The 15,958-nt window shown below is 61.4% G+C and carries 17 protein-coding genes; 11 read left to right on the top strand and 6 right to left on the bottom strand.

The genetic code is table 11. The features are described from left to right. Positions 1-10: 10 nt before the first annotated feature. Together FFI94_RS26445 and FFI94_RS26440 are read right to left on the bottom strand one after the other, a co-directional pair. Positions 11-865: a carbohydrate ABC transporter permease gene (locus FFI94_RS26445; protein ID WP_138870419.1), complete on the bottom strand. Its 855-nt coding sequence runs from the start codon at positions 863-865 to the stop codon at positions 11-13. Beyond that, positions 865-1,821 (bottom strand): carbohydrate ABC transporter permease, encoded by a 957-nt coding sequence (locus tag FFI94_RS26440; RefSeq protein ID WP_138870418.1) that lies wholly within the window; start codon positions 1,819-1,821, stop codon positions 865-867. Before FFI94_RS26440 ends, FFI94_RS26445 begins: the two co-directional genes overlap by 1 nt. 343 nt (positions 1,822-2,164) lie before the next feature. On the opposite strand from FFI94_RS26440, the gene FFI94_RS26435 reads away from it, so the two are divergent. Further along, positions 2,165-2,983, top strand: coding sequence for a DeoR/GlpR family DNA-binding transcription regulator (locus tag FFI94_RS26435; protein ID WP_138870417.1), 819 nt, complete (start codon positions 2,165-2,167; stop codon positions 2,981-2,983). Next, a complete protein-coding gene (locus FFI94_RS26430) occupies positions 2,983-3,672 on the top strand; it encodes an HAD family phosphatase (protein ID WP_138870416.1) in 690 nt (229 codons plus the stop codon). The genes FFI94_RS26435 and FFI94_RS26430 overlap by 1 nt, the downstream gene beginning before the upstream one ends. 55 nt (positions 3,673-3,727) lie before the next feature. On the opposite strand, the gene FFI94_RS26425 is transcribed toward FFI94_RS26430, so the two are convergent. After that, complete coding sequence (locus FFI94_RS26425) at positions 3,728-4,825, bottom strand: ABC transporter ATP-binding protein (RefSeq protein WP_138870415.1); 1,098 nt, start codon at positions 4,823-4,825, stop codon at positions 3,728-3,730. 151 nt (positions 4,826-4,976) lie between these two features. On the opposite strand from FFI94_RS26425, the gene FFI94_RS26420 reads away from it, so the two are divergent. From FFI94_RS26420 to FFI94_RS26405, 4 genes are read left to right on the top strand one after another with little or no spacing between them, the layout of a single operon-like run. Continuing rightward, positions 4,977-5,996: a serine/threonine-protein kinase gene (locus FFI94_RS26420; RefSeq protein ID WP_138870414.1), complete on the top strand. Its 1,020-nt coding sequence runs from the start codon at positions 4,977-4,979 to the stop codon at positions 5,994-5,996. A gap of 15 nt (positions 5,997-6,011) precedes the next feature. Beyond that, entirely contained in the window at positions 6,012-6,998 is a 987-nt protein-coding gene (locus FFI94_RS26415; RefSeq protein WP_138870413.1) for a hypothetical protein, read from the top strand. A gap of 28 nt (positions 6,999-7,026) precedes the next feature. Beyond that, a complete protein-coding gene (locus tag FFI94_RS26410) occupies positions 7,027-8,313 on the top strand; it encodes an adenylosuccinate synthetase (protein WP_138870412.1) in 1,287 nt (428 codons plus the stop codon). After that, positions 8,310-8,969, top strand: a complete 660-nt coding sequence (locus tag FFI94_RS26405) for an NUDIX hydrolase (protein ID WP_138870411.1) — start codon at positions 8,310-8,312, stop codon at positions 8,967-8,969. The genes FFI94_RS26410 and FFI94_RS26405 overlap by 4 nt, the downstream gene beginning before the upstream one ends. On the opposite strand, the gene hppD is transcribed toward FFI94_RS26405, so the two are convergent. Continuing rightward, positions 8,966-10,168 (bottom strand): 4-hydroxyphenylpyruvate dioxygenase, encoded by a 1,203-nt coding sequence (gene hppD / locus FFI94_RS26400; RefSeq protein WP_138870410.1) that lies wholly within the window; start codon positions 10,166-10,168, stop codon positions 8,966-8,968. The two genes, FFI94_RS26405 and hppD, sit on opposite strands and share 4 nt — an antisense overlap. A 154-nt stretch (positions 10,169-10,322) precedes the next feature. Between hppD and FFI94_RS26395 the strand changes: the two genes are divergently transcribed. Next, the gene (locus FFI94_RS26395; protein WP_138870409.1) at positions 10,323-10,844 is read left to right on the top strand and encodes an Lrp/AsnC family transcriptional regulator; all 522 of its coding nucleotides are present in this window, start codon (positions 10,323-10,325) and stop codon (positions 10,842-10,844) included. 3 nt (positions 10,845-10,847) lie between these two features. Here FFI94_RS26395 and FFI94_RS26390 read toward each other — a convergent pair whose 3' ends face one another. Continuing rightward, positions 10,848-11,384, bottom strand: a complete 537-nt coding sequence (locus tag FFI94_RS26390) for a CGNR zinc finger domain-containing protein (RefSeq protein WP_138870408.1) — start codon at positions 11,382-11,384, stop codon at positions 10,848-10,850. A 35-nt stretch (positions 11,385-11,419) separates the two neighbouring features. Between FFI94_RS26390 and FFI94_RS26385 the strand changes: the two genes are divergently transcribed. Next, positions 11,420-12,322, top strand: coding sequence for an AEC family transporter (locus tag FFI94_RS26385; protein ID WP_260684340.1), 903 nt, complete (start codon positions 11,420-11,422; stop codon positions 12,320-12,322). A 10-nt stretch (positions 12,323-12,332) separates the two neighbouring features. Here FFI94_RS26385 and FFI94_RS26380 read toward each other — a convergent pair whose 3' ends face one another. Continuing rightward, positions 12,333-13,094 (bottom strand): IclR family transcriptional regulator, encoded by a 762-nt coding sequence (locus tag FFI94_RS26380; protein ID WP_138870406.1) that lies wholly within the window; start codon positions 13,092-13,094, stop codon positions 12,333-12,335. Between the two features lie 69 nt (positions 13,095-13,163). Here FFI94_RS26380 and FFI94_RS26375 point away from each other — a divergent pair, with 69 nt between their 5' ends. Genes FFI94_RS26375 through dmpG form a run of 3 tightly spaced genes read left to right on the top strand, consistent with a single transcriptional unit; the run spans position 13,164 to position 15,957 of the window. Beyond that, a complete protein-coding gene (locus FFI94_RS26375) occupies positions 13,164-13,991 on the top strand; it encodes a 2-keto-4-pentenoate hydratase (RefSeq protein ID WP_138870405.1) in 828 nt (275 codons plus the stop codon). Next, the gene (locus FFI94_RS26370; protein WP_138870404.1) at positions 13,988-14,932 is read left to right on the top strand and encodes an acetaldehyde dehydrogenase (acetylating); all 945 of its coding nucleotides are present in this window, start codon (positions 13,988-13,990) and stop codon (positions 14,930-14,932) included. The genes FFI94_RS26375 and FFI94_RS26370 overlap by 4 nt, the downstream gene beginning before the upstream one ends. Continuing rightward, the gene (gene dmpG / locus FFI94_RS26365) at positions 14,929-15,957 is read left to right on the top strand and encodes a 4-hydroxy-2-oxovalerate aldolase (protein ID WP_138870403.1); all 1,029 of its coding nucleotides are present in this window, start codon (positions 14,929-14,931) and stop codon (positions 15,955-15,957) included. Before FFI94_RS26370 ends, dmpG begins: the two co-directional genes overlap by 4 nt. Position 15,958 lies beyond the last annotated feature (1 nt).

Raw genomic sequence — 15,958 nt, 5'->3', positions numbered from 1 at the left:
GGAAAACCGATCAGCGTCGGACAGACGCTCCGGCAAGCCCGGCGACGATGAATCGCTGAGCGAAGAGAAAGAGCAGCAGCATGGGGAGGACAACCATGGTGGTGCCTGCCATGATTGCGCCCCAGTTGTCCACACCCTCACTCTCTTTGAGTGCCATCAAACCGATGGGAAGAGTGCGCATCTGAACGGAATTGGTGACGAGAAGAGGCCAGATGAAGTCGTTCCACTCGTCGATGACAGCGATCAGCGCAACGGTGACGACCGCGGGAACGGACATCGGCAATGCAAAGTAGAACAGCTTGCGGATGTGCCCGGCGCCGTCGAGTTCTGCTGCCTCCATGACTTCCTTCGGGAGACTCAGAAAGTGTTGGCGTAGAAGGAATGTTCCGAAGGCGCTTGCGAGTCCGGGCAGAATGATTCCCGCATATGTGTTGATCAATCCGAGATTGCCGATGGTGATGTAGTTGAGCAACAGCGTCACGTGTCCCGGCACCATCAAGGCTCCCAAGACCGCAAGGAAGAGCCACTTCTTACCCGGAAAGGGAAGGAACGCAAAGGCGTAGGCGCTGAAAATTGCCAAGGTGACCTTCGCGGTGGCACCGACGATTGTGACGATCAGTGAGTTGACGAAGAAGTCGCCGAACGGAACGGCATTCCACGCGTGGCTGAAGTTCTCCCACGCCAGGCGGCTGGGGACGAGTTGCAGTGGCCACTGGTAGATCTCGCTCTCCGGCTTGAAGGCCGACGAGATCATCCAGTAGAACGGGATGGCAAAGACAAGGCCGACAACAACAAGTCCGATCCAGGACAGGCGAAAGCGAATGCGCGTTTTTGTCGGGGTTGTCGTTCTGCTGGGTGCGGACATCAGTAGTGCACTTTCTTCTCGACGAATCGCATTTGGAACACTGTGACGCCCATCAGGACGACAAACATCACCATGGATCCGGCGGCGGCAGTGCCGGCACTGAATGCCTTGAATCCCTCTTGGTAGATGAACCAGCTGAGAGTGGTTGTGGCGCCTGCGGGTCCGCCACTGGTCATCATCGCGATGACGTCGAAGGACTGAAAGGCGCTGATGACCTGTGTGATGAGGAGGAAGAACGTTGTCGGTGAGAGCAGCGGCATGGTGATGTGCCGGAATGTCTGCCAGGCACCTGCCCCGTCGAGACGAGCCGCCTCGAGGACGTCGGCGGGCATCGATTGAAGTGCGGCCACGTACACGATGGCTACAAAGCCGACACCTTTCCAGATCGAGACGATGATCAGCGCGGGCATCGCCCACGAACTCGACGTCGTCCAGTGCGGTGAATCTGCTCCGAACAACCCGAACAGCGCTCGGGACAGTCCGTAGTTCGGATCGAAGATGAACAACCAGATCGCGGCTACCGCGGCGCCCGAGAGAATGTGTGGTGAGAATGCCAAAGCGGAAACGGCTGCGCGTCCTCGGGATTGGCGATTGAACAGGCACGCCAGGGCGAGTCCCGCGGTGAGGCTGATGCCGACAATCGCAACAACCCATACCAAGGTCAGACGTAATACGCGGAGAAACGCTGGATCACCGAACAACTTGGTGTAGTTGTCGATGCCGACGAACAGCGGCGTCGGAGCGATCATGTCCCATTCGGTGAGGCTGAGATAGATATTGCCGATTACGGGCCAATACGCGAAGACCGCTATCAACAGGAGGTTCGGGAAGGTGAAGAGCACAAAGAGCTTGTAGCCCTTGCGATCACGCTTTCGAGTAGGGCGACCCCGGGTCGATCCGCGACTCGCAGGAGTGGAGACCGTCGGCGGTGCCGGGCGTTGAGTTGTCAACGACATGTCGAGACCATTTCTTCCGGGGGTATCGCTTTCTTGATGCGAGACGGTGAAGATCACATCGACGCTGTTACGTCTTCGTTGATCGCAGTGATCGTTTCACTCGGGCCGGTGGCCGTCAAATGGTCAAAACGGGCATCTTTGAAGAGGTGGTGATGAGTGATGAAGTTAGTAAATATGTTGTTGTGCAGCAGATTTAATGACTTATGGCATGACGGTGCCGATGCCGGCGGAGCTGGAATTTCAGTTTGTCACGCCCAAGATTCTCAACTCGTTCATCGAGCATTCATATCAGGAAGAGTGATATAAATGACGTGTAATCACACCAGCAACAGCAAGGTATTGGATGAGTCGACGATTGATCACCCACACCAGGCAAGAACGGTTGGACGGCATTCTCGAATGCCTGATGGCAGATGAATCGGCGTCCGCGCAATCGCTGGCCGCTCACTTCGACATCTCGTTGATGACGGTCCACCGTGATCTCGACGAACTCCAACGTCGCGGCATAGTCCGGAAGTTCAGGGGTGGCGTCAGCATCGAACGAACCAGCAGTTACGAAATTGCGGCACCGCTGAGGCGTCGTATCGCCACTGAACAGAAGTTGGCGATCGGCGCTGCTGCTGCCACCGAGGTTGCACCGGGGCAGGTGATAATGCTCGACGATTCCACCACCGCCTCCCACATGATCCGGCATCTGATCGAGATCGAAGAACTTCGGGTCGTGACGAACTATCTGCCATCTCTTCGTGAACTATCCGAAGTGACCGGCATTTCGGTGACCGCGATCGGCGGCGATTTCGACTCCGGCCATGAATCGTTTGTCGGCGAAGGCGCAGCCAAAGCAGTTCGTGAGCTGCGCGTCGACGCTTTGTACTTCTCGACGTCGAGCGCCGATCGAGACGGCATGTACCACCAGGAAGAAAAGGTGGTTCGGCTCAAAGCGGAGATGATCCGGTGCGCCGGCCGTCGGGTTCTGCTGATGGACAGTTCCAAATTGGCGCAGACCTCGCTACATCGAGTGTGTGGGTGGGATGTGATCGACGAATTGATCACCGATGACGCTGCGCCGCTGGGGATTATCGAGGATATTCGTGCGCAGGGTGTTGTGGTGCGCGTCGCTTCATCCGATCGTGTCGATCTACAAGAGGAAGGGAAGTCCTGATGCTGCAAGCGGTCTTCTGGGACATGGACGGAACGTTGGTGGACACCGAGCCGAGTTGGTTTGCGGCGGAGCGTGCCTTGATGTCGCGGTACGGAGTGGAGTGGTCTGACGAACAGGCAACAGCGCTGGTGGGGAAGGCCCTACCGGACTCTGCTGCGGTCCTTCAAGCGGCGGGCGCAGATCTGCCCATCCGCGAGATCGTCGACGAGCTGGTGGCCGCCGTCGTGGCGGGTGTTCGGCAGTCGATCGAGTGGCGTCCGGGCGCCCGAGAGTTGTTGGCGCAGGTTCGCGCGGCCGGAATCCCCTGTGTGCTGGTGACGATGAGTGAGGCGCCGCTGGCGGAGGCTGTGGCAAGCGCGCTCCCACCCGGAACATTTCAGCTGATGGTTACCGGAGACATGGTGGAGCGCGGTAAGCCCCACCCGGAGCCGTACTTGCGGGCCAGAGAAGATCTTTCGGCCCTGGCGGGTCCGATCTCCATGGATCAGGTTGTGGCGATCGAGGATTCGATCCCAGGTTTGGCGTCGGCGATTGCTGCGGGTGCCGTCGCAGTGGGCGTCCCGAACATGGTGAGTCTGCAGGAAGATCCCGGCGTTGTCCTGTGGGCGACGTTGGCCGGCAAGTCGGTCACGGATCTCGAGGAGTTGGTGGCTGGGCGGGCAGCATCGCTCGAACTGCAGTCCATCTGAAGACGCGAAGGTCCCGCCGCTGACGAACCGCGGCGGGACCTTCGTGAATCAGGGCCTATACGTGTACGGCCGTGTCATCGGTGGACAGGCGGGTGCCGGTGGTCGGGTCGAAGAGGTGCATACTCTCGGCTACGGGGAGCACGTCGAACTGTGCTCCGATCGGCGGCGCGGTATTGCCTTCTTCTCGAATCACCAGCTCATGGCGCTTGCCGTTGATAGTGGTGTGGCCGTACACAAATGCGTCGGCCCCCAGTTCTTCGACGACGTCGACGGTGACTGTAATTCCGTTCTCGACCCGCACAAAAGATTCCGGCCGGATACCCACTGTGACGTGGGGAGTCAGTGACGCGTCGGCGACGGATCGTGGAACGCGGTACGCTGTCCCGCCGAGTGACATCTCGCCGTCGTCGAGGTCGAGGTCGATGAAGCTCATCGCGGGTGAGCCGATGAATCCGGCCACAAAGATGTTGGCGGGGCTGGTGTAGAGTCGGCGAGGTGTGTCTACCTGTTGGAGCACACCGTCTTTGAGTACCGCAACACGGTCGCCCATGGTCATTGCCTCGACCTGGTCGTGGGTGACGTACACGGTGGTGACACCGAGTCGCCGGGTCAGAGAGGCGATCTGTGTGCGGGTCTGAACGCGCAGCTTGGCGTCGAGATTGGAGAGCGGCTCGTCCATCAGGAATACCTGAGGATTGCGAACAATGGCCCTACCCATGGCAACTCGTTGCCGCTGTCCACCCGACAGCGCCTTCGGTTTCCGATCGAGATACTGCTCGAGATCGAGCACCCTCGCGGCTTCTAGCACTCGAGCTTCCCGCTCCGGCTTCGGGACCCCGGCGATCTTGAGGGCAAAGCCCATGTTTGCTCCCACGCTCATGTGTGGATAGAGCGCGTAGTTCTGGAAGACCATCGCAATATCGCGATGCTGAGGTTCCACGTCGGTGACATCGCGATCACCGATCAGGATGCGACCCGAATCAACCGGTTCGAGTCCGGCAAGCATTCGCAGAGAAGTCGACTTCCCGCATCCCGATGGGCCGACGAGGACAAGGAACTCTCCGTCTGCGATGTCCAACTCGAGTTGGTCGAGTGCGGGGCGATCGGTACCCCCGTATGAACGAGTTGCGCGGTCGAAAGTAACGCTGGCCATGATGAATTCCCTTCACGGGCAGGAACGTGCCCGACGATCCGAGTGAGTCGGCGAGAGTATCGCCTCTGTAACTGAACACGAGTCGGGTGAACGGAGTGTGGCCGTGCAGTAGATCTTGCGCAATACGTTTTAGTCACTTAGACTAAAACACATGAACACGGTCAAGAACGATCTCGAAACTGTCGAGGCGGCAACAACCTCGACCGAGCTGTTCGGAAGTGCCACCGCGGATTCGGAATCGCGCCGGCAGGCGAAGCGTCAATTCCATTGCTTGGTTGCTGCGGTCCATCCGGATCGGGCGCAGGCAGGTGATGTCGCGCGATGTGCCGCCGCGACAACTCGGTTGAACAAGTTGTACCGCAGTTGGTTGGCGGAATCGGAAGCAGCGCATTCCGCGGTGACATACGTCGGGGATAGCGACGAGTACGTGTTGGGTGATCTTGTTGCTCGGGGTTCGGTGTCGACGGTGTACCGCGCGCGGGACCGGTCTGGGGCACCAGTTGTTCTGAAGATCCCTCGCAGTCGGCGAGCAAACCTGCTGATGGAAGCGGAAAGGTCGGCCCTCACCAGCATCTACGGGGCGCCTTACGCTCCGACGCTGATCGACCGCATTTCGGCAGCCGACCCGGCTTCGGGGGAAGTTCGCCGGATCAATGTGCTCGATGATCGCTCTACCGGCTTTGTCACCCTTGCCGATGTACGCCGCGCCTACCCGGACGGCCTCGATCCACGAGATTGGGCCTGGATGCACCGACGCCTGTTGCGGGCACTTGCGGCAGCCCACCAGGCGGGTTGGGTCCATACCGCGATCGTGGAAGAGAACGTGTTGATACAGCCTGATCTGCATGGAGTGGTGCTGGTGGGCTGGTCGTTTGCGACTCGTTCGGGGATGCGACCGGCAGCGAAGATCAGTTCCTGCCGAGATGCCTACCCGCCGGAACTCGGTGAAGTGGCTTCTCCGGGATGGGACGTCTACATGGCGCATCGGCTGATGACGTTCATGCTCGGTGATCGAATTCCCAGTCGTATGAACACTTTCGCGCTGGGGTGTATGCAAGACAATCCACGGCTGCGACCTGACGCAGTCGACCTTCTCGGCGAGTTCGACGAACTCCTCGAGCTTCTGTACGGCGAACGAACATTCCGGGCGTTCAGCGTCCCCACAATCTGAAAGGCAGTGATCATCATGGGATATGGATACTGGGACGACAACACGTATTTGGCGGGCAAGACATTTCGTGCCGCGCGCGGTGTCGACGATTTCGGGTACACGGATGCGCTCCGGTCGCGTCCGCGGAGCAGTTGGAAAGCAGATCCCACTCTCGATCCGTTCGGCGTAGACACACGAGAGTGCCGCGATTCGAACGGGCACCCTGATTCTTTACCTATTGCAGTGCTTTTCGACGTCACAGGTTCGATGGGCGCCGTTCCGCGCATCATGCAGGACAAGCTCGGGAAGCTGCACGGATTGCTGCAACGCAAGGGCTATGCAGATGATCCTCAGATTCTGTTCGGTGGGATCGGCGACGCGGATTCCGATCGGGTGCCGCTGCAGGTAGGGCAATTCGAGTCGGGCAATGCGATGGACGAGCAGCTGCGCACCATCTTCCTCGAAGGAAACGGTGGTGGTCAGAAATCGGAAAGCTATGAACTGGCAGCCTATTTCATGGCCCGCCACACAAGCACCGACGCTTGGGAGAAGCGGGGACGCAAAGGCTATCTGTTCATCATCGGCGACGAATTGAACAAGCCGCGACTGTCGGGTCGTCACATTCGCGACGTCATCGGCGACAAGGTTCGACGGGACATTTCCGTTCCCTCGGTGTATCGCGAACTGGAGGAAAAGTGGAACGTCTACTTCGTGTTGCCCAACCAGTCGTCGTATTACAACGATCCGGAGATCGCCGGCCACTGGACGGATCTGTTGGGGGAGCGTTTCCTTAAGCTCGACGATCCCGCGGCCGTGTGTGAACTCATTGCCCTGACCGTGGGGATCGGTGAAGACCGCATCGACTTGAATGACGGGTTGGCTGACCTCCGGGATGTGGGATCGACGGCAGAGGCCACGACTGTCGGGAAGGCGCTGGCGAGAATCACGAAAAAGTCTCCCGCACGGGTGGCCGCCTTGCCGAGTGATCTCGGAACAGGCGCGGATGACGTCGATTTCGACTGAAGGAGGACACAGACTGAAGGAGGACACAATGGACGCTTTGGGTGATCGTGACATCGTTGTTGTCGACCTGGGCTTCGGTGACGCCGGGAAGGGCGCCACGGTCGACTGGCTCTGCTCACCGCAGGCAGATCTCGATGTGGCGGCAGTCGTTCGGTTCAACGGAGGGGCGCAAGCCGCTCACAATGTCGTGAACGGAGAACGTCACCACACCTTTTCGCAATTCGGATCGGGAACACTCAACGGCATTCCTACCTTTCTCTCGAAGTTCGTGCTCGTCGAACCGATCTCCTTGGCGAGGGAAGCGCGAGCATTGGAAGCCGTTGGCGTACAAGATCCATTCGACCTGTTGACCGTCGACGGTCGGGCACTGTTGACGACGCCGATTCACGTGGCCGCCAACCGGGCTCGTGAGGATGCGCGAGGTGGCAACCGGCACGGCTCGTGTGGCAAGGGAATCGGTGAGACGGCAGCGTATGCGCTCGACCGCCCTGACGCGCCGACCGTCGGTGACTGCCGACGACCGGATGGGCTCGCGCGCAAACTCGAGAACCTGGCGGAGTACTACGGGAGGTTGATCTCCGGCGGTCGTCACAGGTTTCCCGCACTAGTGGACATGGTCGACATGTACGCGGAATTCGCTGCGGTAGTGGATATTGTCGCACCTGGAGCGTTGGAGTCCATCGGTGCCCGTGGTCGACTGGTCTTCGAAGGTGCGCAAGGTGTCCTCCTCGACGAGTGGCGTGGATTTCACCCGCATACCACTTGGTCGACGGTGGAGCCGTCCAATGCCCGCGCAATGATCGCCGAAATGAGCAGGGAGAGTTATGTGCTCGGCGTGACCCGCACGTACACCACGCGTCACGGTGCCGGGCCGTTTCCCACCGAAGACAGAGCGCTCGGGGCAGCCCTGCCGGAACCGCACAACGGCGTCGGCGAGTACCAGGGCTCATTTCGGGTCGGGCACCTCGACACGATGTTGTTGCGATACGCGGTGGAGGTCAGTGGCGGCGTCGACGGTTTGGCTCTCACGCACCTCGACGCGCTGGAACGTGCAACGTCGGCGGGCACTCCGATCCAGGGTGTGGACAGGTACGACTGGTGCACGTCGATACCCGTCGGAAAGTGGAAGGATCTCGAACATCAGGCAGCGTTGACCGAAGCGCTGCGGACCATGTCGACTGTGCCGCGGGAAGTTCCGGATGAAGTCGACCAATTCGTCGATTACCTCGGCAGCGAGATCGCGGTTCCGGTAGTGCTTACCTCGGACGGACCAGACCGGGCCGATCGTCGGCTTCGCGCCGGCGTGCCTGCATGATGGATGGCGTGGAACAGTCACTAGTCTCGATCGACGTCATCGCTCTGCGTTTCGGCAATCCGGAACCGGGCCACTTGCGATTTGCCGTCGCCGAGCGGCAGGCAGAGCCGTACACCGGGCAGCGTGCGTTGCCCGGTGTACTGCTCGGCGCGGGTGAACGACTCCAAGATGCGGCGCGGCGAGCAGTAACTACCAAGCTCGGGCTCCCCGACGACGCGATTCTTGCGAGCGGACAGTTGGCGGTGTTCGACGAACCCCACCGAGACCCGCGTGGTCCGACACTGTCGGTGACGATGTGGGCGATCATCACGCCCAGCGATGTGCCTACCGGTGACATCACTCCCGAATGGGTGAGCTGGGACAACCCGGGTGATCTTGCCTTCGATCACAATCGGATAGTCGCGGATACTCGGCCCATCCTGGCGGACTCTCTCTTGTGGCGCGATCAGGTTTTCACTCGGGCTCTGACCGGGGCGTCGTTCCCGGCGTCCTACGCGCTGGCCGTCGCCGAGGAACTCTCCGGCGCCCGCCCCGACCCCGGCAATCTCAACCGCACGCTCAAATCCTTACCCGGACTGGAACGTACCGACGAGCGTGTGCGGGTCAGTGCAACGGGTCGCCCGTCGGTTGTGTGGCAGTGGAGCGCAGATACCTAGAAGTTTCCACGCAGCGCCTGCTCGCGCTCGATCGCCTCGAAAAGTGCCTTGAAATTGCCCAAGCCGAAACCGAGTGATCCGTGGCGTTCGATGAGTTCGAAGAACACGGTGGGTCGATCGCCAATCGGCTTCGTGAAGATCTGCAGGAGATAGCCGTCCTCGTCTCGATCGACGAGGATGCCACGTTTCTGCAGCTCTTCGATGGGGACCCGCACCTTACCGATCCGGGCGCGCAGTTCCGGATCTTCGTAGTACGACGCCGGTGTCGACAGAAACTCGATTCCTTCGGCAACAAGTGCGTCGACGGCGGTCAGGATGTCGGAAGTGGCGAGCGCCAGATGTTGGGCGCCTGGACCTTGGTAGAACTCCAGGTACTCGTCGATCTGTGATCGCTTCTTCGCGATGGCGGGTTCGTTGAGCGGGAATTTGACGCGGTGATCGCCGCTGGAGACCACTTTGCTCATCAGCGCTGAGTAGTCGGTCGCGATGTCGCCACCGACAAACTCCGCCATGTTGGTGAACCCCATGACGCGCCGGTAGAAGTCGACCCACTCGTCCATTTTCCCGAGTTCCACATTCCCGACCACGTGATCGAGAGCTTGGAAGATTCGCTCGGGGGCACCATCGCGGGCGACGAATGACGATGTGCGACTGATATATCCGGGCAAGTACGGTCCGTGGTATCCGGACCTGTCGACCAGAGTGTGCCGCGTGTCGCCGTACGTGGCGATGGTCGCCAGGCGGACGCTGCCGTGATCGTCGGCAATGTCGTGCGGTTCGGCGACGACCCGCGCGCCCTGCGTGATGGCGTGCGCTATGGCTTTGTCGACATCGGGGACGTTCAAGGTGATGTCGCGGATACCGTCGCCATGGATGCGGTGGTGCTCGATCAACTCGCTTGCCGGGTCTACAGCTCCCTTGACGATGAAACGTACTGCGCCGCTTTCGAGTACAAACGCGTGGTGGTCGCGGTTGCCGGTGGACGGACCCGAGTACGCCACCAACGTCATGCCGAAGGCGGATTGATAGAAGTGGGAGGTCTGGGTGGCGTTACCGACGATCCACTCGAGTCCGTCCCATCCGTGGACCGGAAAGGGATCCGAAGCGTCGTCGTATTCGATCAGTCCGACCAGTTGGCGTAGCTGCTCGAGATCGAGTCCGGCCAACCGTTCTTCGTCGGTGATGTGTTCGATGGTCATTTCGCGTCCTCCCGGCAGCGACGGGTTTTTTCGATACCTGCAGCTAAGTCTGATGCGATGCAGCTAGTCAACGGGTGTGTTTCCTGCTAGTCATTTCGATGGAATCTGACAAGATTCGTGAGGTTTTCCAGTCGCTGTGTATAGGTTGGAAGCTATGGCGGAATCGGTACGCAATGCAGTGTCGATCGACGGTCTCGATCTGGCCCTGCTCGAAGCGATGCACACGCATCCGCGAGCGGGGGCGCTCGAACTGTCGCGGGTGACCAGGGTTGCCCGGGCCACTGTGCAGGCCAGACTGCGCAGACTCGAGGACGGCGGAATCATCGCCGGTTACGAACCGCATATCGACTTGGCTGCAGCAGGTTTCGGTGTGCAGGCATTTGTGACTCTGGAGATTGCCCAGGGTGCACTCGATACCGTCACGGTCAAACTCGAAGCCATACCCGGTGTGATCGAAGCATTTGCGACCACGGGAACCGGTGACGTTCTATGCCGAGTGGCGGCAGCGTCGCATCAAGGTTTGCAGCAGACCCTGCTCGACCTCAATCGCTCAGGAGTGGCCACCCGCTCTACGAGTGTCATGGTTCTGTCGGTAGTGGTGCCGTTTCGGGCGTTGCCGTTGCTCGAGACCCTCGAGGCTCGCAGTGGCACCAAGGCGCCCGCGTATCGGCAGTGACGTCTAGCACGGGCGCTGACGGGCTTTGCTGCGGTGGCGGTCCACCGCGTCGTAGTTACCGCACCGGGGTGAGCAATAGGCACGTCTTCCGTTGCGGCTCGTGTCCACGAATACCTTCGAGCAACTCTCCCGGGCGCACGCGCCGAGTCTTAGCCCCTCGGACTCGACCAGAAAGAGCGAAAGGCTCCCGGCCGTCACGGCCATGATTCGTCGGACCAGATCGTCGTCGTCTCGCATGAAGTGCAGGTGCGGGCGTAGTCCGTCATGCGATGTCAGATACATGCGGGTGGCTGAGCGGCCGAGAAGATCGTTGAGTTCCTCGCAGCGTCGCGTGATGTCCCGTTGTGAGAAGACAGAGTGTAGGCGTCGGCCCCAATCCAGAATCTCCTCGCGCGCGCCGGCGCTCACGTCAGGTCTTCTGATCTGGTGCGCGATAAACAATTCCTGCACGTCGTCGCAGGTTGGCGCGGCCGTCTTCGTCATGTTGGCCAGGTCTGCAGCGAGCATGACTCCCGTCATGTTGTCATGGTTGAACTGCATTGACCCATTAAAGCATCGTGGTCCGGGTGCATCTCGTGACCTCCGCCATCGTCCCCGTCGTCATCCTGCTAGTTCTGGGCTTTGTCATCCGACAACGATTTGTCCAAGACCCCGGCTTCTGGCGAGGTCTGGAATGGCTGAATTACCACGTCTTCACGCCGTCACTGTTCATCAGTTCGATTGCCGTCACCGAGGTGAGGACTATGCCGGTGTGGCCGTTGTTCCTGACCCTGGCAGCGCCGCTCGTCGCAACCGCGTTGATGCTTGTCGGGTTGGGGCGCTTGCTGCGATCCGACGGCCCCCGCCTTACCTCGGTGGTTCAGGGCAGCATCCGCATCAACACGTACATCGGGCTGGTCTTTGCCTCCGCGCTCCACGGAGCCGAGGGCGTCGCGACTTTTGCTCTCTGCTCGGCCGTGGTGGTGCCCACGGTGAACGTACTGTGCATTGTCGTCCTGGCGCGCTACGGCGCTGGCGAAAAGACGGTCACACCAGGGCATATCGTCCGCGAGTTGGCGACCAACCCGCTGATCCTGTCCTGTCTGATCGGCCTTTCCCTGAGTGTTGCCGGTTTCTCGCTTCCCGATCTTGTCGGCGAAACTCTCGGCCTCCTGGCCTCACCCGCCCTCGTGACGGGAACTCTTGCGGTGGGGGCAGGACTTACGCTGCGTCTGCGTTTGCAGGACGTGGCCGACGTCGGATTGTCGTCGACATTGCGGCTGGTGGCGCTGCCACTGGTTGTCGGTTCCCTCGCCGCCGCCACGGGAATCCAAGGGACCCTTCTGGCTAGTGTTATCCTGATCAGTTCGGTGCCGACTGCGCCTTCGGCCTACATCCTGGCCGGCCGGATGGGCGGCGACACCACACTCATGGCATCGATAACCGGGGTTCAGACGCTCTTGGCCGTAGTGACCATGCCACTGGTGACAGTGATGTGAGTTCTCCGGGTCAGCGCAGGTTCTCGCGGCGGGCCATCGTGCTGCGCAAACCTTCGGCGGCTGCGCGCAGGACGGTCACCTGGGTTTCGGGCTTGAACCGACTGGTGGGACCGGTGACGCTGATGGCGGCCACAAGTTTGTCGTTGCTCCCGAAAACCGGGGCGGCTACACACGTGAGACCCGGCGCTGATTCCTCGCGCTCGAAGGCAACGCCGGTTTCGAAGACCCGATCGAGTTGGGTGCTCAGAATTCCGGGCGCGACGATCGTGTGTGGGGTGCGCCGGGTCATCGGTGCCGCAAGCACTTCGCGCCGGAAATCCGGCTCCGAGTAGGCGAGCAAAGCCTTGCCGATTGCCGTGCAGTACAGCGGAATCCGTCCGCCGGTGCGCGAGGGGGAGTTAGCCTGGCGATGCCCGCCGATCTTGGCGATGTACACGACGTCGTGTCCGTCGCGCACACCTAGATGCACTGTTTCGTGGGTTCGCTCGTACAGGTCCTGAAGGAACGGCATCGCCATTTCCAGGAGGCTGCGCTCGAGCGAGGCGAGCATCCCGAGTTCGAACAGACCGCCGCTGAGGCGGTAGCCGCCCTCGACGCGGTCGAGTAACCGGTTCGCGACGAGTTCACCGGCGAGGCGGTGCACCGTTGCCTTGTGCAATCCGGTCCGCGCGACAAGCGTCGCGAGGGGCACAGCGTGGTCGTCGGGCCGGAATGCGCGCAGGATCGTCACGGCTTTACCGAGCACGGTGTCGAGGTTCGCGCCACCAGTCATTCGTCAATCGTATCGGTGAGTGAGACATCAACCTGGCGTAGTGGGGTGCAAGCCTGGAAAGTAGGGGTCATGAGCCAGCCCTCGAACTCCAGTACAGCGAGCGAGACCGACATCGCCGCTGCCGCGGATCGCCTCGCGACCGCCGCCGCAACCGGCGTGCCCTGCGCACCCGTGCGGGATCTGATCGGAAGTGAAGACCTTGTTGCCGCATACGCCGTGCAGCGCCGCGTCGACGAAATCCGTCGCAACGCCGGTGCCGTCGTGGTGGGTCGCAAGATCGGCCTGACCTCGGTAGCCGTCCAGCAGCAGCTCGGCGTCGATCAGCCCGACCTCGGTGTTCTGTACGCCGACATGGACTTTTCCGGCAGCGACTCGATCCCCATGGATCGCCTGATCCAGCCGAAGGTCGAGGCCGAAGTTGCCTTCGTGCTCGGCTCCGACCTCGTGGACGGACCGCTGGACAGCGCCCAGGTCCGCGACGCGATCGAGTACTCCGTCGCCGCGATCGAGATCTGCGACAGCCGCATCGAGTCCTGGGACATCAAGTTCGGTGACACTGTGGCCGACAACGCGTCGTCCGGCGTGTATGTCCTCGGAACCGAGCGCCGCACCCTCGCCGAGGTCGAACCCGCCGAGGTTGTCATGTCGATGAGCGTCGACGGCACCGAGGTATCCACCGGCGTCGGAACCGCTTGCTTGGGTGATCCGATCGAGGCAGTGGTCTGGCTCGCCCGCACCGCCCGCGAACTCGGTCAGCCGTTGACTGCAGGTCAGGTCATTCTCTCCGGCGCTCTCGGCCCCATGGCGCCGGTCGTAGCGGGAAATGTCGTCACCGTGAACGTATCCGGACTCGGTTCGGTCACCACAAGTTTTTCCAGCAAAGGGGACAACGCATGAGCAAGGTCAAGGTCGCGATCATCGGATCGGGCAACATCGGCACCGATCTGATGATCAAGGTGCTGCGTAATTCCGACTACCTGGAGATGGGTGCCATGGTCGGCATCGATCCGGCGTCGGACGGTTTGGCTCGCGCCGCGCGTCTGAACGTGCCGATCACGGCTGAAGGCGTCGAAGGCCTCGTCGGTTTGCCGAACTTCGACGAGATCGAGATCGTTTTCGACGCGACGTCGGCAAAGGCGCACGTCGCCAACAACGCGCGCCTGGCACCGCTCGGCAAGCGCATGATCGACCTGACACCGGCTGCGATCGGCCCGTACGTCGTGCCGGCCGTCAACGCGGACGAGCACCTCGACGCACCCAACGTCAACATGGTGACGTGTGGTGGCCAGGCCACGATCCCGATGGTTGCCGCTGTTTCTCGGGTAGTTCCGGTGGCGTACGCGGAGATCGTCGCGTCCATCGCTTCCAAGTCTGCCGGTCCCGGAACGCGCGCCAACATCGACGAGTTCACCGAGACCACCTCCGAGGCGATCGTGGCAGTCGGCGGCGCTCGCCGCGGCAAGGCCATCATCATCCTCAACCCCGCTGAGCCGCCGCTCATCATGCGCGACACGGTCTTCTGCCTCGTCGACGCCCCGGACCCGGCTGTTCACGACGAGATCCGTCAGTCGATCGAGAAGATGGTCGGCGACGTCTCGGCATACGTCCCGGGCTACCGCCTCAAGCAGGAAGTCCAGATCACCGAGATCCCGGCCGACCAGCCGGTCGAGACGTTGCTCGTCGACGGCAATCGCCCCACCCACCAGGTGTCGGTATTCCTCGAGGTCGAGGGCGCTGCACACTACCTGCCTGCGTACGCCGGCAATCTCGACATCATGACGTCCGCCGGAATGCAGATCGCGGAGCGCATCGCCCAGCAGAAGGAAGCAGCCAAGTGAGCAACCGTAAGATCTTCGTCCAGGACGTCACCCTTCGTGACGGCATGCACGCTGTTCGCCACCGCATTTCGCCGACCGACGTCAAGCGGATCGTCACAGCTCTCGACGCTGCCGGCGTCGACGCGATCGAAGTTGCGCACGGTGACGGCCTCGCTGGTGGCTCGCTCAACTACGGCCCCGGCTCGAACACCGACTGGGAATGGATCGAAGCAGCAGCCGAGGTGCTCGAGCACGCTCGCCTCACCACGCTGCTGCTGCCGGGTGTCGGCACGATCAGTGAACTCAAGCATGCCTACGACCTGGGTGTACGCTCCGTTCGCGTTGCCACCCACTGCACCGAGGCCGACGTCTCCGCGCAGCACATCGAGACCGCCCGCGAGATCGGCATGGACGTCTCGGGCTTCCTGATGATGAGCCACATGGCACCTGCCGAAGAACTGGCGAAGCAGGCCAAGTTGATGGAGTCGTACGGCGCGCACTGCGTCTACGTCACCGATTCGGGTGGACGTCTGGTGATGAACGACGTCGCGGACCGTGTTCGCGCGTACCGTGACATCCTCGACGATGGTACCGAAATCGGTATCCACGCCCACGAGAACCTCTCGCTCTCCGTTGCCAATTCCGTTGTGGCAGTGCAGAACGGCGTCACCCGCGTCGATGCATCGCTCGCCGGACACGGTGCCGGTGCCGGTAACTGCCCGCTCGAGGCGTTCATCGCCGTTGCCAACATCGAGGAGTGGGAGCACGGCTGCGACCTGTTCGCTCTGCAGGATGCTGCCGACGACATCGTCCGTCCGTTGCAGGACCGGCCTGTTCGCGTCGACCGCGAAACCCTCACGCTCGGCTACGCGGGTGTCTACTCGAGCTTCCTGCGCCACGCGGAGACCGCGTCGGAGCGTTACGGCATCGATGTCCGCACGCTGCTGCTCGAAGCCGGCCAGCGCCGTCTCGTCGGCGGTCAGGAAGACATGATCGTCGACATCGCGCTCACACTCGCTGCAGAGCGTGACCGCGAATCTGCCTGAC

The organism is Rhodococcus sp. KBS0724, from assembly GCF_005938745.2.
Lineage (GTDB): Bacteria > Actinomycetota > Actinomycetes > Mycobacteriales > Mycobacteriaceae > Rhodococcus_F.
This window is presented reverse-complemented; position numbering and strand designations above follow the sequence as displayed.